We start from the raw sequence: 26,678 nt of genomic DNA on the forward strand, positions 1-26,678 counted from the left end.
GCGACAACTCTAGTCATTGCCTGTGACAGCGCCAATCGACTTGGCGGCCACGTGACTTGTCTCATGACCGGTCACCTGACGAACCTTCACCGTTTCTCCGCTCCACCTCATCCGGCCGCCCGTTCCCCGCGCCGCCGCCTGTCCCGTACCGCCACCGCCGTGCCCGCGATGGCCGCGACCAGGACGCCGCCGCCGACCATGACGTACGTCGCCAGGCGGGCGTTCCGCTCATCGGCCGTTTCGCCCAGGTGGAGTTCGGCGGGGGTGGGGGCTTTGCCCTTGCTCATGCCCTCGCTGGCGATCGGGCGGTCGATCGGCTTGTCGTCCTCGGTGAGGGCGCGTACCGGGTCGACGACGCCCCAGCCGACCGCGCGGTCGTGGCCGGCGATGGAGCGTTCCGCGGTCTGCTGGATCTGCGCGACGATCTGCGCCTGTGTCCAGTCGGGGTGCTTCGCCCTGATCAGGGCGGCGACCCCGGCGACGTACGGGGCGGAGAAGCTGGTTCCGTTGTCGGCGCAGTGTCCGCCGCCGGGGACCGTGGAGACCACGTCCACGCCGGGGGCGGCGATGCCGACGAACTCTCCGGACTGCGAGAAGGGCGCCCGTTCGTTGTTGCGGTCCGAGGAGGCGACGGCCAGGACGCCCTTGAAGGAGGCCGGGTACGTCTCCTTGACGTTTCCGCCGAGACCGTCGTTGCCCGCCGAGGCGACGACCACGATGTTCCGGGCGAGGGCACTGTCGACGGCCCGTTTCAGCTCCGTGGAGGGCTTCACGGCGTCGGCGGTGTCCTGGGAGATGTTGATGATGTCGGCGTCCGCCTCGTCGGCGGCGTAGGTGATGGCCCGGGCGAGGGTCTCGGTGTTGCCGTGGCCCTCGGCGTCGTTCTGCTGGATCGGGATGATCGTCGCGTCGGGGGCCAGGCCGCTGAAGCCGGTGCCTTTCGCCTCGCGGGCGGCGATGATGCCGGCGACCTTGGTGCCGTGGCCCACGGTGTCCGTGGTGCCGTTCTCCTTGCCGCGCTCGATCTTCATGCCGTCGTCGGTCTTGAGGTTCTTCGGCAGGTAGTTGCGGCCCGCCTTGACGTCGACCGCCTTGGTGAGCTGCTCGTTCCTGATGTCGACGCCGGTGTCGATGACCGCGACGCGGACACCCTTTCCGGTGGACTGCTTCCACAGCTCGTCCAGCAGGACGCGCTGCAACGCCCAGGGGCGGCCCGGGTACTTCTTCGACGGGAACGTGCACTGGGTGGAGTCCTCGGCCGCCGCCGGGGCGACCGGCAGGGTGACCAGGAGGACCGCTGTTGCCGAGGCGGCCGTCAGCAGGCGGCGGGCCGCCCGGCCGGAGGTTCGGGCCGCCAGGCCGGAGTTGAGGGTGTCTGCCATCGTCACGAGCCCTGCGGCTGGCTGGCCGCGCCGGTGGAGAGCCGGGGGCCGGTCGGCAGGAGGGCGGACCAGGTCGCCGGTACGGGGTTGGGGTCGACGTCCTTGTACCCGAGGCGGTTCTGCGCCTGCTGCGCCTCCTGCTGCTGCTCCTCCCGTTCCTTCTTGCTGCCGGATTCGCCGATGCCGGAGTCGTCCTGTCCGCTGTCGCTGTTGGACTGCATCGCGTAGCGCAGGCCGGTGTCGGTGACCAGGAAGAGGAAGCCCGCGCTGGTGGTGGACCCCTTGAACTGGCGGAAGAACTCGCCCGATCCGGGAGTGACGTAGGCGCTGCTGGAGCCGGTGGGGAGCGTCGCGGGGAAGCTCGTGCCCACCCAGGTGCTCAGTGTGGTGGCGCCGCTGTCGGCGTCAACGCCTCGCAGAACGTTGCACACGGTGTTCCGGCTGCCCTTCTTGACGTCGGGGGAGTTGACGGGCTCGGGCCTGTCGACCGGCCAGTCCCTCTCCTGGCCGAAGGGGGCGCCCGGTTCGAGCTCGGCGGCGCTGACCGGCTTCGCTGTACCCGCCTGCTTGAGGGGCACCAGCTGGCGGCTGCTGAGCAGCAGCTTGGCCGTGAAGTCGGAGACGGGGGCGACCCTGCCCGGCAGGACGACGTAGCTCTGGGTCTTGGTTCCCGCCGTCGCGGTCAGGACCATGCCGACGCGGTTCGTCTGCGCGTCGAGGGTGCCGGGGGCGCCGGCGGGGGCGCCGGGGGTGCCATCCAGGGTCGGGAAGGTGATCGGGTCGCCTGTGTGGAGCGTGGCCAGCCAGGCGGCGGAGACCCGCTGGGGCTTGGGGTTCTGGTCGACCAGGGTGCGCAGGAGCAGTTCGTCCTTCTGGACGGGGTAGGCCTTGCCCGAGGCGTCGACGATGTAGCGGGTCCGGTCCGGGCCCTCGACGTACATCAGCTCGCCGCCTCGCAGGGCGTTCTTCCCCTCGGTCTTCTTCTCTTCCCGTTCGGCGAAGATGAAGGTCGCCTTCTGGATGGCCCGGCCGCCCTCCCCGGGGCGTTCGCAGACCGCCCAGCGCTTGGCCGCGCCCGCTTCCTTGGAGTCGGGCAACCGGTCGGGGGCGTACGGGATGCCGAGGGTGGCGCCGTGCGGGATCTTGCCGTTGTCCAGGACGGACTCGTTGACGTTGACGACGGTGCCCTTGTCCGGGGCGAGCAGGAGCTTGGCGGAGGCCATGTTCAGAACGGGGTGCAGCTGCCGCTTGCCGTCGGTCTCCAGCACCACGTACCGCGTGGTGGACTTGCTGGCGATGATGACGTGTTCCTTGGGGGTGTCCCACTTCTGGGGGGCCACCGGTTTGAACATGCCCCAGGCGCCGAACACGGCGAGCACCACGACGGCGATGATGGCTCCGGGCAGTACCGCGCGCAGCGGCCGGGGGGCGCCTTCCTCGGAACCGGTGGGGTTGGGCTGCAGGAACTGTGCGATCAACCTCCGCTTCGCAAAGGTATAGGCGTTGAGCTCGTCCCGCCGTGATGCCATGTGTCCGCTGACCCTTCGTCCCCGGTGATCGAAAGTGATCGAAGCGGGGTCCCGCACGCACCGTCGGCCCCCGCTGCCGTACCGCGCCCCTACTATGCCTGCTGGGGTTCCGCTCCCCGTGCTCAGGTAGGGTGACGAGCCGATCAACACCCGCGCGAAAAGCGGTGAATACGGACACGAGGGGGCAACGCGGCGATGGGTTCAGCTACGCGCGAGCGTACCGGGCGGGCCGGCCGTCGAGCCGCCGGAACTTCCCGGAGGCAACGCAGCAACCAGTCGCCCGCACCGGCCCCCGATACGTCCCCGTCCTCCTCCGCCGCCGGGCAGGCCGCACCCGCCGCGACGACCCTGCGTTCGATCTCGCGGACCGACCGGGTGCGCCCGGTGCTGCGGCAGCTGGTGATCGTCGAGGTGGGCCTCGTGATCGCCGCTGTGGGTGCGGCGTTGGGCGGTGTGTGGCTGATCCCGTCGGTCGTTCTGCTGTGTCTGCTGGTCGCGCTCGCGGTGGTACGCCGTCGGGGCCGCGCGCTCCAGGACTGGGTGTCGAGCGCTCTGGGGCTCCGGGCCCGGCGCCGGGCCGCCGCCGCCACATCGCCCGGGGACGCGGAGCCGATGCTGGCCCCGGTCGCCGAGAACGTTCCCGGCTTCGCTCCGCACGTCTACGTCGACCGGGACCACCGGACGGTGGGGATGCTCGGCGACGGTACGTTCCTGACCGCCGTGGTGCGGGTCGAGGCGAGCGGCGAGTCGCTGCGGCCCGCGTTCGGCGCCCGGTCGCTCCCGCTGTCGCTGCTGGGTGACGCCCTCACGGTGGACGACATCGTGGCGGAGTCGGCGCAGTTGGTGCAGCAGGTGCGCTGCGCACCGGCTCCGCATCTGCCGCAGCAGTCGGTGGCCCGGCTCTCGTACGCGCCGCTGCAGGACCGGACCGGGGCGCCCGCCCTGCGGATGACGTGGGTGGCGGTGAAGCTGGATCCGGAGCTGTGCCGGGAGGCCATCGAGGCGCGCGGCGGCGGTATGGAGGGGGCGCAGCGCTGCTTGGTCCGGGTCGCCGACCACGTGGCGAGCCGGGTGACGGGCGCCGGTTTCCAGGCCGCGGTACTGGACCAGGACGAGCTGAACTCCGCGGTGGCCACCTCCGCCTGCGCCCATCCCATCCTGTCGGGGCGGGCGGGCCGCCCCGACGCCGCACCGCAGCGGCGCACCATGGAGACGTCGCGGGTCTGGCGGTGCGACGACCGCTGGCACACCACGTACGCGGTGGACCGCTGGCCCGAGCTGGGCCGGGGCGCGACACCGCTGCCGCAGCTGGTCGCCCTGCTGACGTCGGTGCCCGCGTACGCGACGACGTTCAGCCTGACGGTACGCCGCGGGGCGCGCCAGGGCTCGGCGAGCGTGGTCGGCCATGTCCGGGTCACCGGGGGTTCGGACACCGAACTCATCGGCGTGCGAAGGACGTTGGAGCAGGCAGCCCGGCACGCCAAGGTGGGTCTCGTACGGCTGGACCGCGAGCAGTTGCCGGGCGTCCTGGCGACGCTCCCGCTGGGAGGCGCACAGTGAGCAACCGGACCGAGCCCCGGCGCGGGCTGCGCGGCCCCCGTCACGCGGGGCACACCGTGGCCGTGGACCATCTGGGCGCCTTGTCGCTGCCGGTCGGCGACGACGGCGTGATCATCGGCAACGACGCCAACGACAAGCCGCAGTTGATCGGGTTCCATCGCCCGGTGCCGTACGACGTCACGCTGATCGGCGGGCTGTGGACGGCGCAGGTCCTGGCGCTGCGGGCGGCGGGCACCGGGGCCCGGGTCGCGGTGGAGACCGGTCGCGTCCAGGCCTGGACGACGCTGGCCCAGGCGGCGGGCGCCGGTCTGGAGTGCGTGTCCCTGTACGACGTGGGCCGCGTTCCGCCGACGGGTGCGACCGTGGGCAGCCCCGTGGTCGTCGTACGGGACTGCGGGATGCGGCCGCCGCGCGGCCGGGTGGTGTCCTCGCCGTGGCAGTCCGTGCTGACGCTGCTCCCTTATCTGAGCCCCGTCGCACCGCGGTTGATGCGGTCCTCGGCTCTGGTGGGCGTCCAGCGGGTCTCCCCCGGTGAGGCCGAGCAGATCGGCCGGATCCTGGGGCTGGCGCGCGCCGAGTACGAGGCGCTGCCCACCCTGGCGGACGGGGTCACCCTGTGGGTCGCCGGGGGCGAACACCATTGGGTGATGACGCATCCGACCGATGCCGAGACCGGTCTGCTGGGCACCGCTCGCCGGATGGACTGATTCACCTCCCGTCCCGCCTTCCTGTCCTGTTCGGGCCACGGACGTCTCCGTGACCGGGGAACATGGACCTTGCACCGAATCCGCTCGATCGAAGGGACGCCGTCATGGGCACCCAGCAGGAAAAGGACGAGCTCTACGCTCTGGACATCTCCGACGTGACCTGGCTCAGCGCCCCGGGCACCGAGGAGGCCGAGGAGCGCGTCGAGATCGCGCATCTGCCGGGCGGCGGTGTCGCCATGCGTTCCTCGCTGGACCCGGACACGGTCCTGCGGTACACGGAAGCGGAGTGGACGGCGTTCGTCCTGGGTGCTCGCGACGGTGAGTTCGACCTCACGTAGGTCCGGCGCCGGGCGGTTTCGTCATCGTGGGCGCGGGGCGCGGAGACCCTGGGCGCGGGGCGCGGAGACCGACGGCTGCCGACGTGACCTTCCCCGCTCCACCCTGTACGCGTATGGCCGGTAATGCCCGGCTCGCAACCGCCCTTCCCTCACACGGGGTTCACCGGGCTGTGACACTCGGCCGGTGGGGCGGGTTTTGCCGTGCCCTCCGCCCTGCCTGAGTCCACCGGATGGCGATTAGGGTGGGTGGGGCGCGGCAGAAGAAACCTGCGAGCAGGTGATGCGCGTCGCACGGGGGAGAGCCGGGCGCACCGGCACATCGGGAACGGTCGCCCCCACCCACCACGGCACAAGGGTGCTCGACCACACCAGGAGGCAAAGTGAACGGCGATCGGGACGAGATCCGCGGCGGATGGGACCTGCCCGTCGACGAGTCGTCCGACGCGGATCCCGCCGAGATGACGGGTGAGTTCACCATCGACTACACCCCTCCCGCCTGGTACACGCAGAACGCGGCGGGGGACTCGTCGGGGGGAGCGGGCTCTCATCTGGCTCCCCCTCCGCCGCCGGTCGGGGCGCCCCTGCCGTCGCCCGACCCGTCGGCGGCGCCGGGCGGCTTCGAGCCCGACTGGGCGCCCGCTCCGCCGGCGCCCGCCGAGCCGGTGGTCCCCGCGGCCGAGGAGGCCCCGGCCGCCCCCGCCGTACCGCAGCCCCAGGCGCAGCAGCCCCAGATTCCGGCCGCTCCGGCTGCAGCCGCTCCCGCTCCTGCCGCTCCTGCCGTTCCGGTCGCGGAGAGCGCGGATGCCGGTCCGTTCGGCGGTGGCGATGTGGAGAGCGGCGCGACGATGCGGTTCTCGCCCGCCGCGCTCACGCGGGAGATCGCGGAGCGCGAGGCGGCGGCGTCCGCTGCCGGGGCGCAGCACGACGAGAAGGCCGCGGAGCCCGGCGCTCCGGTCTCCCCCGCCACGGGCGCCGAGGGCACTTCCCCGGCCGGTACGTCCTCGTCCGGTACGGACTCCGAGGGCGCGGCCCTGTCCGATACGTCCTCGTCCGGTACGAACTCCGCGGGCGCGGCCCTGTCCGGTACGTCCGCCGAGCCGTCGGCCGCTCCCGCCCCGCTCACCGAAACCTCCGCCGCCGGCGCCTCCGCGGAGGAGGCTTCGGCCGGCGAAGCGGCCGGGGCCGGGCCCGCGACGGACGACGGAATGCCGGGCGCCGGTCACGCGCCCGCCACCACCACCGCCACCACGGACGCGGACGCGCGGGACGCCGCACCCCAGGACGCGCCGCCGCCCGCTGCCGACGCCCCGCAGGCCGACGCCGCACCGGTGCCGTGGTCGCCGCCCGCGCAGGGCGGCGCGCTGCCGCCCCTGCCGCCCGCCTTCCAGCCCGCCGCTCCGGCGCCTCGGCCCCAGCCCGCGGCGCAGTGGCCCGGCGCCGCCCCGGCGAACCAGCCGCCCGGCGGCTACGGCTTCCCGCAGGCGGACCCGGCGGCCCAGCCGCCGCAGACGCCCCCGGCACCCCAGCCCGCGCACCAGCAGCAGCCGTTCCCGGGGCAGCACGGTCACCCGGTCCCCGGACCTGGCGCACCGCTGCCACCGCAGGCCCACCCCCAGTCCCCCCAGGGCGCGGGCGGCTACGGCTTCCCGCCGCACGGTGGCTACGGCTTCCCGCCGCAGAGCGGCTATGGCTTCCCGCAGCCCGGCCGACCGGAGCAGCAGCCCCAGCCTCTGCCCCAGCAGCAGGGACAGCCGGGCCAGGCACCCAACGCGCCCCAGCAGCCCCAAGCCCAGCCCCAGCCCCCCGCGCCCTTCCCCGCCCAGGGCACCCCGAACCTTCCCGCACCCGCCGCCGCGCAGCAGCCGGAGCCGCACGGACAGCAGCCCCCGGCGCAGGGCCACCCCCCGGCCCAGGCCCAGCCGCTTCCGCAGCAGCCCGTCGACCCGCGAGCGGGCGGCGCGTGGCCCACCCCCGTCGCGCACGACCAGCGCGAGCGGTCCGTGCCGGGTGCCCCGCTCGGGTACACCGCGGCCGTCGAGCTCTCCTCCGACCGGCTGGTGCGGGGCAAGCAGAAGGCCAAGAGCAGCCGCGCCCCCTCCGCCGCCTCCCGGTTCAAGCTGGGCGGCAAGAAGGAGGAGGCCGAGCGGCAGCGCAAGCTGGAGCTGATCCGTACGCCGGTGCTGTCCTGCTACCGCATCGCCGTCATCAGCCTCAAGGGGGGCGTGGGCAAGACCACCACGACCACCGCCCTCGGTTCGACGCTGGCCACCGAGCGGCAGGACAAGATCCTCGCGATCGACGCCAACCCGGACGCCGGAACGCTCGGCCGCCGGGTGCGCCGCGAGACCGGGGCGACCATCCGCGACCTGGTCCAGGCGATCCCGTACCTCAACTCCTACATGGACATCCGCCGGTTCACCTCGCAGGCGCCCTCCGGTCTGGAGATCATCGCCAACGACGTGGACCCGGCCGTCTCGACGACGTTCAACGACGAGGACTACCGGCGCGCGATCGAGGTGCTCGGGAAGCAGTACCCGATCATCCTCACCGACTCCGGCACCGGGCTGCTCTACAGCGCGATGCGCGGGGTCCTCGACCTCGCCGACCAGCTGATCATCATCTCGACCCCCTCCGTCGACGGCGCCTCCAGCGCCTCCACGACGCTGGACTGGCTCTCGGCGCACGGGTACGCGGACCTGGTGCAGCGTTCGCTCACGGTCATTTCCGGTGTCCGCGAGACCGGCAAGATGATCAAGGTGGACGACATCGTGCAGCACTTCGAGACGCGCTGCCGCGGCGTCGTCGTCGTGCCGTTCGACGAGCACCTGGCGGCGGGCGCCGAGGTGGACCTCGACATGATGCGGCCCAAGACCCGTGAGGCCTACTTCACCCTCTCGGCTCTGGTGGCCGAGGACTTCGCGCGCGCCCAGCAGCAGCAGGGGCTGTGGACGTCGGACGGCCAGAATCCCCCGCCGCAGTACGCCCCGCCGATGCCCGGCGGGCAGCAGAGCCACCCGGTGCAGGGCCAGCCGATGCCCGGCCCGCCCGGCGGCCCCGGCCAGCCCGCGGCAGGCCAGCCGATGCCGGGCCACCAGGTACCAGGACAGCAGGTCCCCGGACAGCACATCCCCGGACAGCAGCCCTACGCGCCGCAGCAGCCCGGCCCCGGCCAGCCCCACGCCCCCCAGCCGCAGCAGCCCCAGCACACCGGCCAGCCGTACCCCGGCCAGCCTCAACCGGGGCAGCAGCCCTACGGCGGTCAGCCCTACAGCGGTCAGCCCTACGGCGGGCAGCCGCCGTACGGGGGATATCCGACGGCCGGTCAGCCGGGCGCACCCCAGGCCTCCTACCCGCCGCAGGCGGCACCGGGCGGGCCGCAGAACGGGTGGCAGCAGACGCCTCCCCCGCCGGGCGGTCCCGGTACACCCGGGGCCGGTGTGCCGCAGCAGGGGCAGCCGGAGCAGCAGGACGGGCAGGCCGACCCGGCGGGCCGGCCGGACGCACCGGGCCCCGTGCCTCCGGCAGACTGGCAGCAGACGCCTCCGCAGCCGCCGCAGGCGCCCCGCCAGTAGTCCGCCGGCAGGGCCGCCAGAACGGCCCAAGTGGTAGAGACCAATGAGGGCTCGCATCGCTCACGCGGTGCGAGCCCTTCCGCATTCCCGCAGCCCACACGCGGTATGACACACCGTTGACGAGCCTCGCCACCGCTGATAGACCTTCGCATCACCACCTGACGAACCAGAGATCTGCCCGCCTCTCCAGCGAGTGATGACGCGAGGTCCCGTCCATGGTCACAAGCGTTCCCCACCACTCCGTCCGGCCACGCCGACGCCTACGCCTCCTGCCGGTCGCCGGGGCGGCCGCCCTGGCGCTCGCCGCCGGGTCCGTCGTCCCGGGCAACCCGCTCGCGCCCGCCCCCTCCGAGGCGCGCGCCGACGACGGGAGGACGACGCTCACGGTCGCCGTCGCGCAGAGCGTCGACTCCCTCAGTCCATTCCTGGCGCAGCGGCTGCTCAGCACGTCCATCCACCGGCTGATGTACGACTACCTCACGAACTACGACCCGAAGGACAACAAGGCGGTCCCCGGCCTGGCCACCGCGTGGGAGCCCTCCGCGGACAAGCTGACCTGGACGTACACGATCCGCTCGGACTCGACGTGGTCCGACGGGCGGCAGGCCACCGCCGAGGACGCGGCCTGGACGTTCAACACGATGATGACCGACGAGGGCGCGGCCACCTCCAACGGCAGCTTCGTCGGCAACTTCGAGAAGGTGACCGCTCCCAGCAAGGACAAGCTGGTCATCACGCTGAAGGAGCCGCAGGCCACGATGGCCGCGCTCGACGTCCCGATCGTCCCGAAGCACGTCTGGGAGAAGGTCGGCGACTTCTCGAAGTTCAACAACGACCAGGACTTCCCCGTCGTGGGGAACGGTCCGTTCATCCTGACGGACTACAAGGTCGACAGCTATGTGAAGCTGAAGGCCAACAAGGACTTCTGGCGCGGTTCGCCCAAGTTCGACGAGCTGGTCTTCCGCTACTACAAGGACCAGGACGCGGCCGTGGCCGCCCTGCGCAAGGGTGAGGTGTCCTTCGTCGCGGGCAGCCCCAGCCTGACCCCCGCCCAGTCCGCCTCGCTGAAGTCCGCGCCGGACATCAAGGTGAACGACGCCCCGGGCCGCCGCTTCTTCGCGCTCGCCGTCAACCCCGGGGCACGGACCAAGGACGGGGAGACGTTCGGCGACGGCCACCCGGCCCTGCTGGACCAGAAGGTGCGGCACGCGCTGTTCATGGCGGTGGACCGCAAGACCATCATCGACAAGGTCTTCCAGGGCCACGCCGTCGAGGGCGAGGGCTACATCCCGCCGCGCTTCGGCGACTACTTCTGGAAGCCGTCGGCGGATCAGAAGCTTGCCTACGACCCGGAGAAGGCCGCCGCCCTCCTCGACGAGGCCGGGTACGAGAAGAACGGCGCGGGCAAGCGCGTCGGCAAGGACGGCAGGCCGCTGGACTTCCGCATCCTCTGCCACGCCACCGACCCCAACGACAAGGCGATCGGCAAGTACCTCCAGGAGTGGTGGGGCGAGCAGGGCATCGGACTGAAGGTCGACTGCCTCGACAACGTTTCCGACCCCTGGTACGCCGGGGAGTACGACCTCGCCTTCGACGGCTGGTCCGTCAACCCCGACCCCGACTTCGTCCTTTCCATCCACACCTGCGCCGCCCTGCCGGCCAAGGCGAAGGAGTCGGCCGCGACCGACAACTTCATCTGCGACAAGCGGTACGACGAGCTCTACAAGAGGCAACTGGCGGAGTACGACCCCGCCAAGCGGGCGGATCTGGTCAAGCAACTGGAGTCGCGGCTGTACGACACCGGGTACATGAACGTCATGGCGTACCCGAATGCCGTCGAGGCCTACCGCACCGACCACATCGAGTCCATCACCACCATGCCGTCGGCCGCGGGCAACATCTACGGCCAGGACGGCTACTGGAGCTGGTGGTCGGCGGTCCCGGCCGCCGGGGCCTCCTCGTCCGGTTCCTCCAGCTCCGGTGGCTCCTCCACCGGGGTGCTGATCGGGGTCGGGGTCGCCGTCGTCGTCCTCGCCGGTGGCGGACTGCTGTTCGCCATGCGTCGCCGCTCCACCGCGGAAGACCGTGAATAGTCCATGAGCCCAGACAGCACTCCCGCCCTGCGACCGGGCGCGGCGGGCGTGGAGAGCACCCCGTCCGGCGGCCCGGCCCCGTCCGGGCCGCCGGCCCGCTCCCCGCGCTCCCGCAGTACGGCCGCCTACGCCCGGTACGCGGCGGGCAAGCTCGCCGGGGCGGCCGTCTCCCTGTTCGCCGTCCTCGTCACCAGCTTCTTCCTCTTCCGCCTGATCCCCGGCGACCCGGTCAAGCAGATGACCGGCGGGCGCCAGGTGTCGACCGAACAGATCGCGGCGATGCGCCGTGAGTTCGGGCTCGACCTGCCGCTGTGGCAGCAGTTCACGCAGTACTGCGGCAAGGCGCTGACCGGCGACTTCGGTACGTCGTACCAGTTCCGCGCGCCGGTCGTCGACAAGATCACCGAGGCGCTGCCCGCCACCCTGCTGCTGACGGGCACCGCCTTCGTGATCTACACGCTGCTCGGCATCTGGCTGGGCTCCCGGTCCGCGTGGCGCAACGGCGGCGCCGGGGACCGGGCCAACACCGCCTTCGCGCTGACGCTGTACTCGGTGCCCTCGTTCTGGCTCGGTCTGCTCCTCATCATCACCCTGTCGGTGGGCATCGGCCCGATCCCCGGGCTGTTCCCGACGGGCGGTATGGAGTCCGGGGACACCGAGGGCTTCGACCGGGTGCTGGACATCGCCCACCACCTGGTGCTGCCCGTCGTCACCCTGGTCGCCGTGGAGTACGCGCGCACCCTGCTGGTGATGCGCTCCTCGCTGCTGGACGAGATGGGCAGCGACTATCTGACGACGGCCCGCGCCAAGGGGCTGCGCGACGACCTCGTCCGCCGGAAGCACGCCGTGCCGAACGCGATGCTGCCCACCGTCACCCTGCTCTTCGTGAACCTCGGGACGACGGTGGCGGGGGCCATCCTGGTCGAGACGGTGTTCTCCTGGCCGGGTCTCGGCGGCCTCTTCTACCAGGCGCTGAGCGTGCCGGACCTGCCGTTGGTGCAGGCGCTGTTCTTCGTGTTCGCCGCCGCGGTGATCCTGATGAACACGCTCGCCGATGTGATCTATCCGCTGCTCGATCCCCGGGTGGGCCGATGACGACGTCGCTGGAGAAGCCCTCCGGACCGCAGGGCCCGCACCCCCGCCGACCCCCCGGGGAAGCAGGGGCACAGAGTCCGCGCGCCCTGACCCGGGCCCGCCGGAGGCAGGCGGTGACCCGCTTCTGGCGGCAGTACCGCACCCACCGGGCCGGCCTCGCCGGGCTCGCCGTGCTCGCGGTGATCGCCCTGCTGGCGCTGACGGCCCCGCTGCTGGCCGGGGCCGACTCGCAGAGCGTCACCAACGCCCCGGGCGGCCCGCTGGAGGAGCCGAGCGGTGAGTTCCCGCTCGGGACCGACCAGTTCGGGCGCAGCCTGCTGGCCCTGATGCTGTGGGGCACGCGCGTGTCGCTGACGGTCGGGCTGCTCGCCGCCTTCCTGTCCGTGGCGATCGGCACCCTGATCGGGATCACCGCGGGCCACTTCAGGGGCTGGTACGCCACCGTCATCATGCGGGTGACGGACTGGTTCCTGGTGATGCCGACCCTCGTTCTGGCCATCGCCCTGGCCACGGTCCTCTCCCGGTCGGTCTGGACGACGATCCTGGCGATCGGCGTGACGACCTGGCCGACGACCGCCCGGCTGGTCCGCGCCCAGACGCTGTCCGTCGAGTCCCGCCCGTACATCGAGCGCTCCCGGGCGCTCGGCGGCGGCCACGGGCACATCATGTCGCGTCACGTCCTGCCCAATGTGATGCCGCTGGTGCTGGCGCAGACCACCCTCGTGATCTCCACCGCCATCCTCACCGAGGCGACCCTCGCCTTCCTCGGGCTCAGCGATCCCACGATCGTCTCCTGGGGCGGCCTGCTCCAGGACGCCCGGGAGGCCGGCGCGGTCAGCTCCGGCAACTGGTGGTACCTCGCTCCGCCCGGACTCGCCATCGCCGTGGTCGCCCTCGCCTTCACGCTGTGCGGCCGTGCCGTCGAGTCCGTGCTCAACCCCAAGCTGGGGGTGTCCCGTTGACCGCCACGACCACGACCACTCCACCGAATCCGGACCCGTCCGGCTCGCTGGGCCTGTCGGAGCCGGTGGGCGAACCCCCGCTCCTGGAGGTCCGGAACCTCACCGTCACCTACGGCGGCGGGGCCGACGCCGTCCCCGCCGTACGAGGGGTCGACCTGCGGGTCGAGGCCGGGCAGAAGCTCGGCATCGCCGGGGAGTCCGGCTGCGGGAAGTCCACCCTGGCCCTGGCCCTGCTCCGCCTCCTGCCCGCGACGGCGAAGCTCACGGGGGAGATCCTGCTGGACGGCGAGGACGTCCTCACCATGCGGTGGGGCCGGCTGCGGGCGGTCCGCTGGGCGGGCGCGTCGATCGTCTTCCAGGGCGCGATGCACTCGCTGAACGCCGTGCACCGGGTCGGGGACCAGATCGCCGAACCGATCCTGCTGCACAACAGCCGGGCCACCCCCGCCGCCGCCCGCAAGCGCGCCGGTGAGCTGCTGGAACAGGTGGGCCTGCCCGCCGCCCGCGCGCAGGCGTATCCGCACGAGCTGTCCGGGGGGCAGCGCCAGCGCGTGATGATCGCGATGGCGCTCGCCTGCGATCCGCGGCTCATCGTGGCGGACGAGCCGACGACCGCGCTGGACGTGATGATCCAGGCGCAGATCCTGCGCCTGATCGAACAGCTGGTGTCCGACCAGAACGTCGGCCTGATCATGATCAGCCATGACCTGGCGGTGCTCGCCGACACCTGCGACCGGCTCTCGGTGATGTACGCGGGCCGGGTCGTGGAGGAGGGCCCGGCGCGGCAGGTGTACGCCGATGCCCGCCACCCGTACGGCAAGGCCCTCTCCGCCGCGTTCCCGAGGATCGGGGACCTGTCGTCCCGGCACGCACCGCGCGGGCTGCCGGGCGACCCGCCGGACCCGGCCGCGCTGCCGGGCGGCTGCACGTTCCACCCGAGGTGCCCGGTGGCGCTGGACGTCTGCGGCACCGAGGACCAGGAGCTGCGGGAGGCCGGGGCGGAGCACCGGGCGGCGTGCGTCCTGGTGGACGAACCGGTCTCCCCGGGGCCCGACGAGACGAGGAGGACGACATGAGCACCGCCCCTCCGGCCGGCGCCGCTCCCCCGGCGGACGACGCACCGGCCGGCTCCGCGCCCCTCCTCAGCGCCGAGAGACTGGAGGTCGCGTTCCCCGGCCGGCGCGGGGCCGCCACCGCCCGGGCCGTCGACGGGGTCGACCTGGACATCCGGCCCGGCGAGATCGTCGCGCTGGTCGGCGAGTCGGGCTGCGGCAAGACGACGCTGGCCCGTTCCCTGCTCGGCCTCGTCCCGCCGACCTCGGGGCGGGTGACCTTCGGCGGCGCCCCGCTCGACTACGCGGGCCGGGCGCTGAAGGCGTACCGCAAACGCGTGCAGCTGGTCCTCCAGGACCCCAGCGGCTCGCTCAACCCCCGGCACACGGTGTACGACGCGGTGGCCGAGGGGCTGCGCATCCACGGGTACGCGGGCGATGAGCGGGCGGCCGTCTCGGGCGCCCTCTCCCGGGCCGGTCTGCGCCCCCCGGAGCGGTTCTTCCTGCGCTTCCCGCACGAGCTGTCGGGCGGTCAGCGCCAGCGGGTCGTGATCGCGGGGGCGCTGGTGCTGGAGCCGGAGCTGATCGTGGCCGACGAACCGGTGGCCTCGCTGGACGCGTCGGTACGGGGCGAGATCCTGGCACTCCTGCTGCGCCTGCGGGACGAGCTGGGGCTCTCGGCGCTGGTGGTGACCCATGACCTGGGGCTCGCGTGGAACATCGCGGACCGGGTGGCGGTGATGTATCTGGGCCGGATCGTCGAGACGGGCCCGGTCGAGCGCCTGCTCACGGCCCCCCAGCACCCGTACACCCGGGCCCTGCTGTCCGTCCTCCCGGAGGCGGAGGGCGAACCGGTGGTGCTGGCGGGCGAGCCGCCGGACCCCTCCAAGGTCCCCGCCGGATGCCGGTTCCACGTCCGCTGCCAGATCCTGGCCTCGGGCGAGGCGGAGCGGGCGGGGGTGGCGGATGCCTGCCGCACGGTGGACCTGCCGGTGCTGAACGGAGGCGGGGAGGCCCAGGTGGCCTGCCACTGGGCGGCGGCACGGACCGCGGGGGACGGGGGCGGATCCGCCGGGGTACCGGTGGCCTGAAGGCCGGTGGTCCTCCGCGGGGCCGGTCCCGTGTCCCTCAGCGGGTCGGGCGGCGGGCGTGGGACCCGCCCGTGGGCGAAGGCACTCTCGCCGGACCGGGAGGGCGCCCTGATCTCCTCGCCGCGGCCGGGATCAGCGCGCCCCGGCGGGCCCGCCCGGGTGGTGGATCGCCCCCGTCAGCTCCCCCAGCGGCCGTCCCGTGCCGCCCCAGCGGTGCTGGATGATCTCGGCGGCGATGGAGACCGCCGTCTCCTCCGGCGTACGGGCACCGAGGTCGAGACCCACGGGTGAGGCGAGGCGGGCCAGGGCGGCCTCGTCCGCGCCGGCCTCGCGCAGCCGGGCGAGCCGGTCGTGGTGGGTGCGGCGGCTGCCCATCACCCCGATGTACGCGGCGGGCGTGCGCAGGGCCGCGAGGAGCAGGGGGACGTCGAACTTCGGGTCGTGGGTGAGCACGCAGATCACCGTGCGGGCGTCGACCTCGGTGGACTCCAGGTAGGTGTGCGGCCAGGCGCGGACCACGGCGTCCGCCGTGGGGAAGCGTTCCCGGGTGGCGAAGGCGGGGCGTGCGTCGCAGACGGTGACCCGGTAGCCGAGGAACGCGCCGATGCGGGCGGTGGCGGCCGCGTGGTCGATCGCGCCGAAGACGAGCATGCGGGGCGGCGGGGCGTACGTCCGGACGAAGACGGCCACCTCCTGCATCCGGCGCTCGCCGTGCGCCCCGTACCACTGGGTCGCGGTGTGGCCCTGGGCCAGCAGTCCGCGGGCGTCGTCGGTGACGGCCGCGTCGAGCCCGGCCGAGCCGAGCGTGCCGGTGACGGGCCCGGCGTGGGAAGGCCGGACCACCAGGCGGGCGCCGCACTCCGCCGCACCGGACAGGACGGTCGCCTCGGCCACCGGCCGGTCCGCGGCGATCAGGTCGAGCAGGGCGCCGAGATCCGCCAGTTCGGCCGCGGAGACGTAGGCGCGTACCAGGACCTCGATCGTGCCCCCGCACGTCAGCCCGACGCCGAACGCCTCGTCGTCGCTGATCCCGTACGCCACCACCCGCGGCCCCGCCCCGGCGAGCACCTCGCGGGCGACCTCGTACAGATCGCCCTCGACGCAGCCCCCGGAGACGCTGCCCGCCACCGCGCCCGCCGCGTCGACGGCCATGACCGCGCCGGGGTCGCGGGGCGCGCTGCCGTGCACGGCGACGACGGTCGCCAGGGCGAGGGGGACGCCGTCGGCGCACCGGGCACGGAGGTCGGGCAGGATGTCGCGCACCCTGCCAGCATCCGTCGTCCCGGGGCGGGGCGCACTCCCCGGGATACGTCAGGGGGTGCGATCGTACGCGGCGGTCAGCTCGCTGCAGCGCTTCACATCGGCGGCCATGGCGACCAGCAGCTCGTCGATCGAGTCGAACTTCAGCATGCCGCGGACGTAGGCGAGGAAGTCGACGGCGACGTGCAGCCCGTAGAGATCGAGGCCGACGCGGTCGATGGCGTACGCCTCCACCGTCCGCTCGGTGCCGTCGAACTGCGGGTTCGTCCCGACCGAGATCGCGGCGGGCATCGACTCGCCGTCCACCTCCAGCCAGCCGGCGTACACGCCGTCGGCGGGGATCGCGGTGTGCGGCAGGGTCTCGACGTTGGCCGTCGGGAAGCCCAGCTCCCGGCCGCGCTGCGCGCCGCGCACCACGATGCCCTCGACCCGGTGCGGGCGGCCGAGGATCTCGGCGGCCCCGGCGACGTCGCCCTCGGCGATCAGGCGGCGGGTGAGCGTGGAGGAGAACGGCTGCCCGCCCCCCGCGTCGCCGGTGACGTAGAGGTCGATGACCTCGACGGTGTAGTCGTAGGTGGCGCCCAGCTCGGTGAGCAGCGCGACGTTGCCCGCGGCCCGGTGGCCGAAGCGGAAGTTGGGGCCCTCGATGACGGCCTTGGCGTGCAGGCGGTCGACGAGGACCTTCGCGATGAAGTCGGCGGGCGACAGCTTCGAGAACTCCGCGGTGAACGGCAGGACCAGCACCGCGTCCACGCCCAGCTTCGCCATCAGCTCCGCGCGGCGGTGGTGCGGGGCGAGCAGCGGCGGGTGGCTGCCGGGGCGGACGACCTCGCTGGGGTGCGGGTCGAAGGTGACGACGACCGACGGGATGCCCAGCTCACGGGCGCGCTCGACGGCCCGGCCGATGATCAGCTGGTGTCCGCGGTGCACGCCGTCGTAGGAGCCGATGGTGACGACGCTGCGTCCCCAGTCCTGGGGGATGTCCTCCAAGCCACGCCAGCGCTGCACTGTGACCGCTCCTCGCCCGAACCTGTGTACGTGTGTCTGTCGATTACGCAGGTCTAAGACTGCCATGCTCACGTCCCGCCGCCTGCATCGGCATCGGGATCGGCGGACGTGATGTCTCCAACGCCTCCACCGTGCGCCGGGCGCTCGGGCCCACGACGGCCGCCCACTCCTCGGGGGCCTCGGCCAGCCAGCGGATGACGAGGGCCGCGAAGCCGGGCACGTCGCGGGCGCACTCGACCAGGCCCCGGTCGAAGCGGGCGGCGCCTTCGGGGGTGCGGACCAGCAGCATGCCGGTGCGGTGGACGAGGGCGCGGGTCCGGATCTCGGCGCGGCGCTCGGCACCCCGGGCGGCGGCCCGGAGCAGGGCTTCCAGCACGTCCGGGTTCCGGCCGGTGGTCTGCTCGAACTCCAGCAGGACCTCCAGCAACTCGGCCCGCAGCGGCCGGGAGTCCGCGCTGCCGGGCCCGGCGAGGACCGCGGCGAGCGCGGCGCGGACCGGGGGCGGTGCGGGGCGGTCCCGGAGCAGCCCGGTGACCAGGGGCAGCAGGAGGGCGCGGGCGGCGGGGCCGTGCTCCAGGCGGAGGTCGACGTACTCGGCGGCATGCGTGCCGTCGTCGGGGTGGGCGTCGATGTACTCCCGTACGAGTCCGGCGACGTGCAGCGCGAGCGCGGGCGTGTCGAGGCCGGCCAGGGCCCGCAGCACCGGTCCCCCGCCGACGCCGGGGCGGGCGAGGCGGGCGCGGAGGGCGGCGAGGACCGCCTCCTGGTGGGAGGGGAACACCTCGGCGAGCAGTTCGACGGGCAGCCGGGGGTCTCCGGCGGCGAACGCGCGCAGGGTGTCGGGGAGGTGGCGGCGTCTGGACTTCGGGTCGCGGACGAGCAGGGTGCGGGCGGCGGCGTGCAGCTCGGTGTCCTCGGGACGCTCCAGCAGGATCCCGGCGGCGGAGCGCAGCAGGGCCCGGTCGCCCTCGGCGGTGACCCGCTGCTGGAGGAGCCCGGCGTAGCGGGCGGCGGCGGAGCGGCGGGCCGGGCGGTCCTCGTCGCGGGCCCAGCGCTCGACGGCGCGGCAGAGCGCGGTGGGCTCGTCCTCCGCGAGGGCTGCGAGCAGCTCCCCGGCGCGGGTGTGCGGGGTGGCGATCAGCGCGTCGGTGAGTCCGTCGAGGTCCAGCTCGCGGCGGGCGTACAGCAGGGCCTGCGCGGCGGCGGCGACGGTGGGGCGCAGGGGTACGTCCGGCGCGTCGGGGCCCACGAGCAGCGGGCGTTCGTCGGTGAACCAGCGGCACAGCAGCGGCTGGACGGCCGGTGCGTCGAGGGCCAGGCGGTGGGCGACCGCGTCCAGATAGCGTTCGTCGCCGTCGGTGCGGGGCAGCCCGTCGGCGGGCACCAGGCGGCGCAGCAGGTCGATCCGGTCCTCCTCGGGCAGCCGGAGCCGCCGCCAGAACCAGGGCCCGAACTCGCCGTACGCCCCGAGGTCCCCGGGTCCTTCGGGGGCGGCGGAGCGGCGGGTGATGCGCCCGGCGAGGACCCGCAGGACACCGAGGTACGGGCGGGCGTCGGGCACCCGCAGGAGGCTGCCGCCCAGCAGGTGGGCCGCCCACCAGGCGGCGTCCTCGTCGCGCGGGCCCTCGTCGGTCCAGAGCCGGTCCAGCGCCTCGATGAGGTCGGCCATCCGGTGCGCGAGGGCGGCGGTGCCCTGACGGCGGCCGAGAAGCACCATCGCCTGGATCACCGGCCCGATGCGGTGCCGGGGCACGGGCAGGCTGCGGGGTTCACCGGAGGCGTGCGTCTGCGGGGTGCGGTCCGGGGCGCCGCTCCCCCGGTGCCAGCGGTGCACGAGGGAGCGCAGGGCCGCGTCGAGGTCGAGGTGGGCGCCCTGTACCCAGTCGCCGAGCTCCTCGTGGGCGAAGCGGTAGCCCGCACCGGCGGGGACGAGGAGTCCTTCGGTGAGCACGGCGGAGGCCCAGCCGGTGCGCCAGGGGAAGATCTCCTCGAACGCCGCCCGGTCCAGCTCGCCCTGGCCCGGGCCCAGACAGCGGCGGGCCGCCTCGTGGACCTGGCCCGCCACCCGGGCGGCCAGCCGGCGCACGGCCGCGCCGCGGGGCTGTTCGTCGGCGGCGGCCGCGATCCGGACGGCGGCGCGCACGCACAGCAGGTCGAGGTGGGCGCCGAAGACGTCCTCGGTGTCGGGACGGCCCGGCACACCGGGCGGCAGCGCGGCGCGGACCTCGGCGAGGAGCCGCAGGGTCAGCGGGTGCCGGTCGTGGCCGGGGGCCAGAGCGGTGGACGGGATGCCGTAGGCCTCCTTGGCGCTTTCGGCCTGCTCGGGGGTGAGGTCGCCGAGCCGCAGGGCGGGCGGCAGCCGTCGGGCGGGGCGGTGCGGGAGGTGCAGCACGTCCCGGGGCCAGAGGGCGCCCGCGGTCTCCCAGTGCTCGGGGCGGCAGGCGACGACGAGCCGGGCCGTGTGCTCGCGGAGCCAGCCGAGGGTGCCGCGCGTCCAGTCGGCCAGCCGGTGGGCGAGCAGCGGAGGCATCTCCTCGGGGCCGTCGAGGACCACCAGCAGCGGGCGGCCGGCGTCGGCGGCGAGCTTGGCGACGCGCTCGGGGGTGGCCGTGCTCATGTCGCCGCGGGCTCCCGCCGCGGTGACGATCCGGGCGGAGCGGGTGAGCGTGCGGCCCGCGGCGTCGGCGAGCGAGGTGTCCTCGGCCAGCAGGTCCGCGCCGCGCAGCCAGAGCGTGGGGGCGGGCGCTGCGCCGTCGGCCCGGCGGGCTGCGAGGGCGGCCAGCTCGGTGGTGCGGCCGGTGCCGGGGGCGCCGACGAGGCCGAGGACCAGGCCCGTACCGGCGGCGAAGGCGGCCAGCTCGGCGTGGACGTCCGTGCGCTCGACCGGTTCGGTGCGGGCCTCGGGGCCGTCCGCGGAGCCGACGGAGGTGGCGGTGAGCTGGAGGGCCCCGGCGAGGTTGAGGTGGGGGCCGTAGGCGGGGGCGACGGCGGCGTTGCGCCGGAGCAGGGCGTCCAGGGTGTCGTCCGTGCCCCGGGGGATCGGGAGGGCCAGGCCGGCGGCCTCGTGGGGGGCCGTGAGGGCGGTGCTGAGGATGCCGAGGACCGCGCCGGTGGCCGGGTCGGTGACCGGGCCGCCGATGGCCGCGCCGCCGGAGCGCAGGGCGTCGCGCCCGTCGGTGCCCAGGGCGAGATCCAGGGCCGCGGGGACCGGGTGGCCGACGCCGTCCGGTGCGGTGTACGTGGCGGGGGTGGTGCCGAGCACGCGGGCCTCGCGCCGTCCGTGGGCGGCGATGTCCACGTAGCCGCCGGGCTCGGCGCGGTCGCGCCCGGCGATGGGCAGCGGTTCGGCGTCGAGGGCGTCGGGTCCCCCGGTGCGCAGGAGGGCGAGGCCGAGGGCGGGCAGGGCGGTGATGTCGTCGGGGACGACACGGCAGGTGCGCCCGCCGGTGCCGTGCAGGAGGAGCGGGCCCGGGGCGATGACGGCCTGATGGGCGGTGACGACCGTGCCGCGCCCGTCCGCGACGAATCCCGTCCCTCGCGGCCGGCCGGCCTGATCGCAGATCTTCACCAGCTTCGACCGGTCCCCACTGCCCATGGTCCGACCGTAGGCCGCCGGTGATCGCCCGGAGCGCGCGGACGGGGAAAGCGCCCCCCGCGCCCCCGTTGTTCACTCCGAGCGCCCGTCCAATGGGGTGAATAGGCGTGTCCTCCCGGGAGCAGGGATGGTGCCGGGGAGGGGAAAGGGTGGAGCGGGCGCCGATGGGGGGTGGTGCCCGCTCCACGACGGACGGCCGACGCGCCGGCAGCAGGCTGTCGGCGCGTCGGAAACCGCTGGTCGGCGCGTCCGGCGGACGCGCCCCCGGTCAGGCGAAGACGGCGAGGCTCTTGGCCTTGCCCTTCTCCTCCTCGACGAGCACGAGGAACGCGCCGTCGGGCCCGAAGACCGCGACCGGCCCCGGCGGGTGGGCCGGCATGTCCAGCCGTACGCCGTTGAGCAGCAGCCTGGCGCGCTTCTCGTCGACGTCCCAGCGGGGGAAGGCCGCGTTCGCCGCTTCGGCGACCGGCATCACGGTCAGCTCCTCCTGGTGCTGGTCCAGGGTGCGGGCCGCGTCCAGGCCGTAGGGGCCGACCCGGGTACGGCGCAGCGCGGTCAGATGGCCGCCCACGCCGAGCCCGGCGCCGAGGTCGCGGGCCAGCGCCCGGATGTACGTCCCCGAGGAGCAGACGACGGAGACGACCAGGTCGAGGACGGGGGTGCCGTCCTCGGCGACCGCCTCGCGGACGTCGTAGACGCGGAAGGAGGACACGGTCACCGGGCGTGCCGGGATCTCGAACTCCTCGCCGCCGCGCACCCGCGCGTAGGACCGCTTGCCGTCGATCTTGATGGCGCTGACCTTGGACGGTACCTGCATGATCGCGCCGGTCAGCGCGGCCACCCCGGCGTCGATGCCCTCCCGGGTCACCCGGGAGGCGTCGGTCGACGAGGTGATCTCGCCCTCGGCGTCGTCGGTGACCGTGTCCTGGCCGAGCCGGATCGTGCCGAGATACTCCTTCTCGGTCAGGGCGAGGTGGCCCAGGAGCTTGGTGGCCCGCTGGACCCCGAGCACCAGGACTCCGGTGGCCATCGGGTCCAGCGTGCCGGCGTGGCCGACGCGTCGCGTACGGGCGATGCCGCGCATCTTGGCGACGACGTCGTGCGAAGTGAAGCCGGACGGCTTGTCGACGATGACAAGTCCGTCCTCCCGTCGCCCGCCACCGCCCTTGTCCGAGGTCACTTCGCTCCCACTGTCATCATGCGGAGTGGTGGTCTGCTCGGTCATGCGGAGGCGGGGCCCTCGTTCTTGTCGGTCGAGCCGGGGGTGTCCGCCTCGTCGTCCTCGTCCTCGGGCTTGCGGTACGGGTCGGCCTCACCGGCGTACGTCGCTCCGGTGGAGACCTGGCGCACCTCCGCGTCCCTGGCCCGCGCCTTGTCGAGGAGATCCTCGATGGTGCGGGCGTTGTCCGGGAGGGCGTCCGGCACGAAGGCCAGGGTCGGCGTGAACCGGACCCCGGTCTGCCGGCCGACCTCGGAGCGCAGCACGCCCTTGGCGCTCTCCAGCGCGGCCGCGGAGGCCGCGCGCTCCTCGTCGTCGCCGTAGACCGTGTAGAAGACCGTGGCCTCCCGCAGGTCGCCGGTGACCCGGGCGTCCGTGATCGTCACGAATCCCAGCCGCGGATCCTTGATTCGCCGGTCCAGGGTCTCCGCGACCACGACCTGGATGCGATCGGCCAGCTTGCGGGCCCGCGCGTTGTCGGTCACCGGTCCGTCACTCTTCCTTCTGATTTCGCTCGACTGTCAGTCTTCGTCACTGTGCAGCCGCCGTCTGACCGACAGCAGCTCCACCTCGGGGCGTCCCGCGACCAGCCGCTCGCAGCGGTCCAGCACGTCCGTGAGGTGTCCGGTGTCACCGGAGACCACGGCAAGGCCGATCTCGGCCCTGCGGTGGAGATTCTGCCCGCCGGTCTCGGCCGCGCTCACCGCGAACTTGCGTTGGAGTTCGGCGACGATCGGGCGGACGACGGAACGCTTCTCCTTCAACGACCGTACGTCGCCGAGGAGCAGATCGAAGGACAGGGTCCCCACATACATGTGTGTCCGGATGTCCCGCCGGTTCGGGTTCGTGCCCCGCCAGAGCTTGCCGGGGACATCCAAACCGTACCGGAACGGCCGGAGCCGATCGACGGAAATACGACCCGTCGACCGGCCCCGACCGTGGTGGCCGGGTTCCGGGAGCAAGCGCCCGGAACCCCGCCGCATCCCCGCGGATCAGCCTCGCGGCTTCTCGCGCATCTCGTACGTCGCGATGACGTCGTCGATCTTGATGTCGTTGAAGTTTCCGAGGTTGATACCGCCCTCGAAGCCTTCGCGGATCTCGGTGACGTCGTCCTTGAAGCGGCGCAGACCGGAGATGTTGAGGTTCTCCGCGATGACCTTGCCATCGCGCAGCAGGCGCGCCTTGGTGTTGCGCTTGACCTCGCCGGAGCGGACCAGCACACCGGCGATGTTGCCCAGCTTGGACGAGCGGAAGATCTCGCGGATCTCCGCCGTGCCGAGCTCGACCTCTTCGTACTCCGGCTTGAGCAGACCCTTGAGGGCCGCTTCGATCTCCTCGATCGCCTGGTAGATGACCGAGTAGTACCGGACGTCCACGCCCTCGCGCTCGGCCATCTGCTCGGCACGCCCCGCGGCGCGCACGTTGAAGCCGATCACGATGGCGTCGGAGCCGGTCGCCAGGTTGATGTCCGACTCGGTGACCGCACCCACACCGCGGTGCAGGATCCGGATGTCGACCTCTTCACCGACGTCGAGCTGGAGCAGCGAGGACTCGAGGGCCTCCACCGAACCGGACGCGTCGCCCTTGATGATGAGGTTGAGCTCCTGGACCAGACCGGCCTTGAGCGCCTCGTCCAGGTTCTCCAGGGAGAACCGGACGCCCTTGCGGGCGAAGTTGGCGTTGCGCTCGCGGGCGGCACGCTTCTCCGCGATCTGACGGGCCGTACGGTCCTCGTCGACGACCAGGAGGTTGTCGCCGGCACCCGGGACGTTGGTGAGACCGAGCACCAGGACCGGGGTCGAGGGACCCGCTTCCTGCACGTTCTGACCGTTGTCGTCGAGCATGGCCCGGACGCGGCCGTAGGCGTCGCCGACGACCACCGTGTCACCGATGCGCAGCGTTCCGCGCTGGACCAGGACGGTCGAGACGGCACCGCGACCGCGGTCGAGGTGGGACTCGATCGCAATGCCCTGCGCGTCCTGGCCGGGGTTGGCCCGCAGGTCGAGCGAGGCGTCGGCGGTGAGGACGACGGCCTCCAGGAGGGACTCGATGTTGAGGCCCTGCTTGGCGGAGATGTCGACGAACATGGTGTCGCCGCCGTACTCCTCGGCCACCAGACCGAACTCGGTGAGCTGACCGCGCACCTTGGTCGGGTCGGCGCCCTCGACGTCGATCTTGTTGACCGCGACCACGATCGGCACCTCGGCCGCCTTGGCGTGGTTCAGCGCCTCGATCGTCTGGGGCATCACACCGTCGTTGGCCGCCACCACGAGGATCGCGATGTCGGTCGACTTCGCACCACGGGCACGCATGGCGGTGAACGCCTCGTGACCCGGGGTGTCGATGAAGGTGATCTTGCGGTCCTCGCCGTTGACCTCGGAGGAGACCTGGTAGGCACCGATGTGCTGGGTGATGCCACCGGCCTCGCCCGCGACCACGTTGGTCTTGCGGATCGCGTCGAGGAGGCGGGTCTTACCGTGGTCGACGTGACCCATGACGGTCACGACCGGCGGACGGGAGACCAGGGCCTCTTCGCCGCCCTCGTCCTCGCCGAACTCGATGTCGAAGGACTCGAGCAGCTCGCGGTCCTCCTCCTCCGGGCTGACGATCTCCAGGACGTAGTTCATCTCCTCGGCGAGAAGCCGGAGCGTCTCGTCGGAAACGGACTGCGTGGCGGTGACCATCTCGCCGAGGTTCATCATCACGGCGACGAGCGACGCCGGGTTGGCGTTGATCTTCTCCGCGAAGTCGGTGAGCGAGGCGCCGCGCGACAGCCGGACGGCCTGTCCGTTGCCGCGGGGCAGCATGACGCCGCCGACCGACGGGGCCTGCATGGCCTCGTACTCCTGGCGCCTCTGCCGCTTCGACTTGCGGCCACGACGGGCCGGACCGCCGGGACGGCCGAACGCACCCTGCGTGCCACCGCGGCCACCGGGACCACCCGGACGGCCACCGAAGCCGGGACGACCGCCGAAGCCGCCGCCACCACCGGGACGACCGGCGCCGCCACCGCCGCCGGGACCGGCCGGACGGCCGGCGAAGCCGCCGCCGCCACCGGGACGACCGGCGAAGCCGCCGCCACCGGGACGACCGCCACCGCCACCGGGACGACCGCCGCCACCGGGACCGCGGCCACCGCCGCCGGGACCGGGGCGCGGGCCGGCAGCCGGACGCTGCGGCATCATGCCCGGGTTCGGGCGGTTACCGGCGGGACCGCCGCCGGGACGCGGAGCCTGCGGACGGGGCATACCGCCCGGAGTGGGACGGGCACCGCCCTGGCCCTGACCGCCCTGGGGCGCGGGGCGCCACCGGGGCCGCCGCCGCCCTGCGGACGCGGGGCGCCGGGGCGCTCCTGGCCGCCGCCGGGGCGCGGGCACCGCCGGGACGCGGCGCCGAGGGGCGCGCCATGCCGGTGGAGCCGCCGGAGGTGAAGGGGTTGTTGCCCGGACGGGGACCGGCCGGACGGGCGCCGCCGGGGCGCGGGGCGCCCTGGCCCGAGGGACGCGCGGGGCGGTCGCCGCCACGCTCGCCGCCGCGGCCGCCGTCACGCTGGCCACCGTCGCGCTGACCGCCGGCCGGAGCCGGACGGGCGGGCGTGGGACGGGGCCGGGGTGGCACCGGAGGGGCGCGGGGCTGCGGGGCAGCCGGGCGCTCGGGCGCCGGAGCCGAGAACTCGGCGGCCGGGACCGGGGCGGCCGGGGCCGCCTTCGGCGCGGGCTTCGGGCCCGGACGGGGCCCGCCGACGGCGCGGAGGGCGCTGCCGGGGTGCTGCTGGGGCCTCGGGGCGGCCGGCTTGGGGGGGGCGCCGGGCTTCGGGGCAGCGGGACGTGCCGCAGCGGCCGGGGAGGGCGCTGCGGGCTTCGCGGGCGACGCCTTGCGGGGCGCGCCAGGCTTGGCAGCGGGCTTGCCGGCGTTGCCGCCGGGCCCCTGCAGTGCGTCGGTCAACTTGCGTACAACCGGCGCCTCGATCGTCGAGGACGCCGAACGGACGAATTCACCGAGTTCTTGGAGCTTGGCCATGACGACCTTGCTCTCGACGCCGAACTCCTTGGCGAGTTCGTATACCCGGACCTTAGCCACTTCGCTCCTTTTAGGTCCGGGTTACCGCCGGACCGTCGCTACTTCATGGGCGTACTCATCGCGTACTCATCGAGTGCTCATCGCAATCTCGACCTACTTCCAACTCGCGAGGTACCTGACCGCACGGGGTCCCGT

17 protein-coding genes and 1 pseudogene are annotated in these 26,678 nt (G+C 73.5%); 9 read left to right on the plus strand and 9 right to left on the minus strand.

Going from position 1 to position 26,678, the window contains the following annotated elements:
- Positions 1-107: 107 nt before the first annotated feature.
- Positions 108-1,382, minus strand: a complete 1,275-nt coding sequence (gene mycP / locus KME66_RS06930; protein ID WP_216320171.1) for a type VII secretion-associated serine protease mycosin — start codon at positions 1,380-1,382, stop codon at positions 108-110.
- 2 nt (positions 1,383-1,384) lie between these two features.
- Positions 1,385-2,911 carry a type VII secretion protein EccB gene (gene eccB, locus KME66_RS06935; protein WP_216320174.1) on the minus strand — a complete coding sequence of 509 codons (1,527 nt, stop codon included), beginning with the start codon at positions 2,909-2,911 and terminating at the stop codon, positions 1,385-1,387.
- Between the two features lie 195 nt (positions 2,912-3,106).
- On the opposite strand from eccB, the gene eccE reads away from it, so the two are divergent.
- From eccE to KME66_RS06980, 9 genes are all read left to right on the plus strand, one after another.
- Positions 3,107-4,471 carry a type VII secretion protein EccE gene (gene eccE / locus KME66_RS06940; protein ID WP_216320177.1) on the plus strand — a complete coding sequence of 455 codons (1,365 nt, stop codon included), beginning with the start codon at positions 3,107-3,109 and terminating at the stop codon, positions 4,469-4,471.
- On the plus strand, positions 4,468-5,178 hold the full coding sequence (locus KME66_RS06945; protein ID WP_216320192.1) for a hypothetical protein: 711 nt from the start codon (positions 4,468-4,470) through the stop codon (positions 5,176-5,178). The genes eccE and KME66_RS06945 overlap by 4 nt, the downstream gene beginning before the upstream one ends.
- Positions 5,179-5,282: 104 nt before the next feature.
- Entirely contained in the window at positions 5,283-5,516 is a 234-nt protein-coding gene (locus KME66_RS06950; protein ID WP_010061864.1) for a DUF397 domain-containing protein, read from the plus strand.
- A 380-nt stretch (positions 5,517-5,896) separates the two neighbouring features.
- Positions 5,897-9,088 carry an SCO5717 family growth-regulating ATPase gene (locus KME66_RS06955; RefSeq protein WP_216320194.1) on the plus strand — a complete coding sequence of 1,064 codons (3,192 nt, stop codon included), beginning with the start codon at positions 5,897-5,899 and terminating at the stop codon, positions 9,086-9,088.
- 215 nt (positions 9,089-9,303) lie between these two features.
- Positions 9,304-11,181, plus strand: coding sequence for an ABC transporter substrate-binding protein (locus tag KME66_RS06960; RefSeq protein WP_216320196.1), 1,878 nt, complete (start codon positions 9,304-9,306; stop codon positions 11,179-11,181).
- A gap of 3 nt (positions 11,182-11,184) precedes the next feature.
- The gene (locus tag KME66_RS06965; protein ID WP_216320200.1) at positions 11,185-12,276 is read left to right on the plus strand and encodes an ABC transporter permease; all 1,092 of its coding nucleotides are present in this window, start codon (positions 11,185-11,187) and stop codon (positions 12,274-12,276) included.
- Positions 12,273-13,238 carry an ABC transporter permease gene (locus tag KME66_RS06970; protein ID WP_216320203.1) on the plus strand — a complete coding sequence of 322 codons (966 nt, stop codon included), beginning with the start codon at positions 12,273-12,275 and terminating at the stop codon, positions 13,236-13,238. Before KME66_RS06965 ends, KME66_RS06970 begins: the two co-directional genes overlap by 4 nt.
- Positions 13,235-14,314, plus strand: a complete 1,080-nt coding sequence (locus KME66_RS06975; RefSeq protein ID WP_216320205.1) for an ABC transporter ATP-binding protein — start codon at positions 13,235-13,237, stop codon at positions 14,312-14,314. The genes KME66_RS06970 and KME66_RS06975 overlap by 4 nt, the downstream gene beginning before the upstream one ends.
- Positions 14,311-15,381 carry an ABC transporter ATP-binding protein gene (locus KME66_RS06980; RefSeq protein ID WP_253208250.1) on the plus strand — a complete coding sequence of 357 codons (1,071 nt, stop codon included), beginning with the start codon at positions 14,311-14,313 and terminating at the stop codon, positions 15,379-15,381. Before KME66_RS06975 ends, KME66_RS06980 begins: the two co-directional genes overlap by 4 nt.
- A 132-nt stretch (positions 15,382-15,513) precedes the next feature.
- Here the strand turns inward: KME66_RS06980 and KME66_RS06985 are convergent, their stop codons facing one another.
- From KME66_RS06985 to infB, 7 genes and pseudogenes are all read right to left on the minus strand, one after another.
- Entirely contained in the window at positions 15,514-16,644 is a 1,131-nt protein-coding gene (locus KME66_RS06985; RefSeq protein ID WP_216320208.1) for an XdhC/CoxI family protein, read from the minus strand.
- Positions 16,645-16,692: 48 nt separating this feature from the next.
- Positions 16,693-17,649: a bifunctional riboflavin kinase/FAD synthetase gene (locus KME66_RS06990; RefSeq protein ID WP_216320209.1), complete on the minus strand. Its 957-nt coding sequence runs from the start codon at positions 17,647-17,649 to the stop codon at positions 16,693-16,695.
- A gap of 43 nt (positions 17,650-17,692) precedes the next feature.
- A complete protein-coding gene (locus KME66_RS06995) occupies positions 17,693-21,244 on the minus strand; it encodes a serine protease (protein ID WP_216320211.1) in 3,552 nt (1,183 codons plus the stop codon).
- 268 nt (positions 21,245-21,512) lie between these two features.
- Complete coding sequence (gene truB / locus KME66_RS07000; RefSeq protein WP_253208251.1) at positions 21,513-22,469, minus strand: tRNA pseudouridine(55) synthase TruB; 957 nt, start codon at positions 22,467-22,469, stop codon at positions 21,513-21,515.
- The gene (rbfA, locus tag KME66_RS07005) at positions 22,466-22,948 is read right to left on the minus strand and encodes a 30S ribosome-binding factor RbfA (RefSeq protein ID WP_073213685.1); all 483 of its coding nucleotides are present in this window, start codon (positions 22,946-22,948) and stop codon (positions 22,466-22,468) included. The genes truB and rbfA overlap by 4 nt, the downstream gene beginning before the upstream one ends.
- A 36-nt stretch (positions 22,949-22,984) precedes the next feature.
- Positions 22,985-23,278, minus strand: a complete 294-nt coding sequence (locus tag KME66_RS07010; RefSeq protein WP_030588044.1) for a DUF503 domain-containing protein — start codon at positions 23,276-23,278, stop codon at positions 22,985-22,987.
- 177 nt (positions 23,279-23,455) lie between these two features.
- A pseudogene (infB, locus tag KME66_RS07015) lies at positions 23,456-26,543 on the minus strand (translation initiation factor IF-2).
- Between the last annotated feature and the right edge of the window lie 135 nt (positions 26,544-26,678).

This window comes from Streptomyces sp. YPW6 (genome assembly GCF_018866325.1).
GTDB lineage: Bacteria > Actinomycetota > Actinomycetes > Streptomycetales > Streptomycetaceae > Streptomyces.

What these genes read in the sequence shown, in the direction of transcription:
- mycP (WP_216320171.1), bottom strand. Translation starts at nt 1,382, where the DNA reads ATGGCAGACACCCTCAACTCCGGCCTGGCGGCCCGAACCTCCGGCCGG.
- eccB (WP_216320174.1), bottom strand. Translation starts at nt 2,911, where the DNA reads ATGGCATCACGGCGGGACGAGCTCAACGCCTATACCTTTGCGAAGCGG.
- eccE (WP_216320177.1), top strand. Translation starts at nt 3,107, where the DNA reads ATGGGTTCAGCTACGCGCGAGCGTACCGGGCGGGCCGGCCGTCGAGCC.
- KME66_RS06950 (WP_010061864.1), top strand. Translation starts at nt 5,283, where the DNA reads ATGGGCACCCAGCAGGAAAAGGACGAGCTCTACGCTCTGGACATCTCC.
- KME66_RS06960 (WP_216320196.1), top strand. Translation starts at nt 9,304, where the DNA reads ATGGTCACAAGCGTTCCCCACCACTCCGTCCGGCCACGCCGACGCCTA.
- KME66_RS06965 (WP_216320200.1), top strand. Translation starts at nt 11,185, where the DNA reads ATGAGCCCAGACAGCACTCCCGCCCTGCGACCGGGCGCGGCGGGCGTG.
- KME66_RS06970 (WP_216320203.1), top strand. Translation starts at nt 12,273, where the DNA reads ATGACGACGTCGCTGGAGAAGCCCTCCGGACCGCAGGGCCCGCACCCC.
- KME66_RS06980 (WP_253208250.1), top strand. Translation starts at nt 14,311, where the DNA reads ATGAGCACCGCCCCTCCGGCCGGCGCCGCTCCCCCGGCGGACGACGCA.
- KME66_RS06995 (WP_216320211.1), bottom strand. Translation starts at nt 21,244, where the DNA reads ATGGGCAGTGGGGACCGGTCGAAGCTGGTGAAGATCTGCGATCAGGCC.
- truB (WP_253208251.1), bottom strand. Translation starts at nt 22,469, where the DNA reads ATGACCGAGCAGACCACCACTCCGCATGATGACAGTGGGAGCGAAGTG.
- KME66_RS07010 (WP_030588044.1), bottom strand. Translation starts at nt 23,278, where the DNA reads ATGTATGTGGGGACCCTGTCCTTCGATCTGCTCCTCGGCGACGTACGG.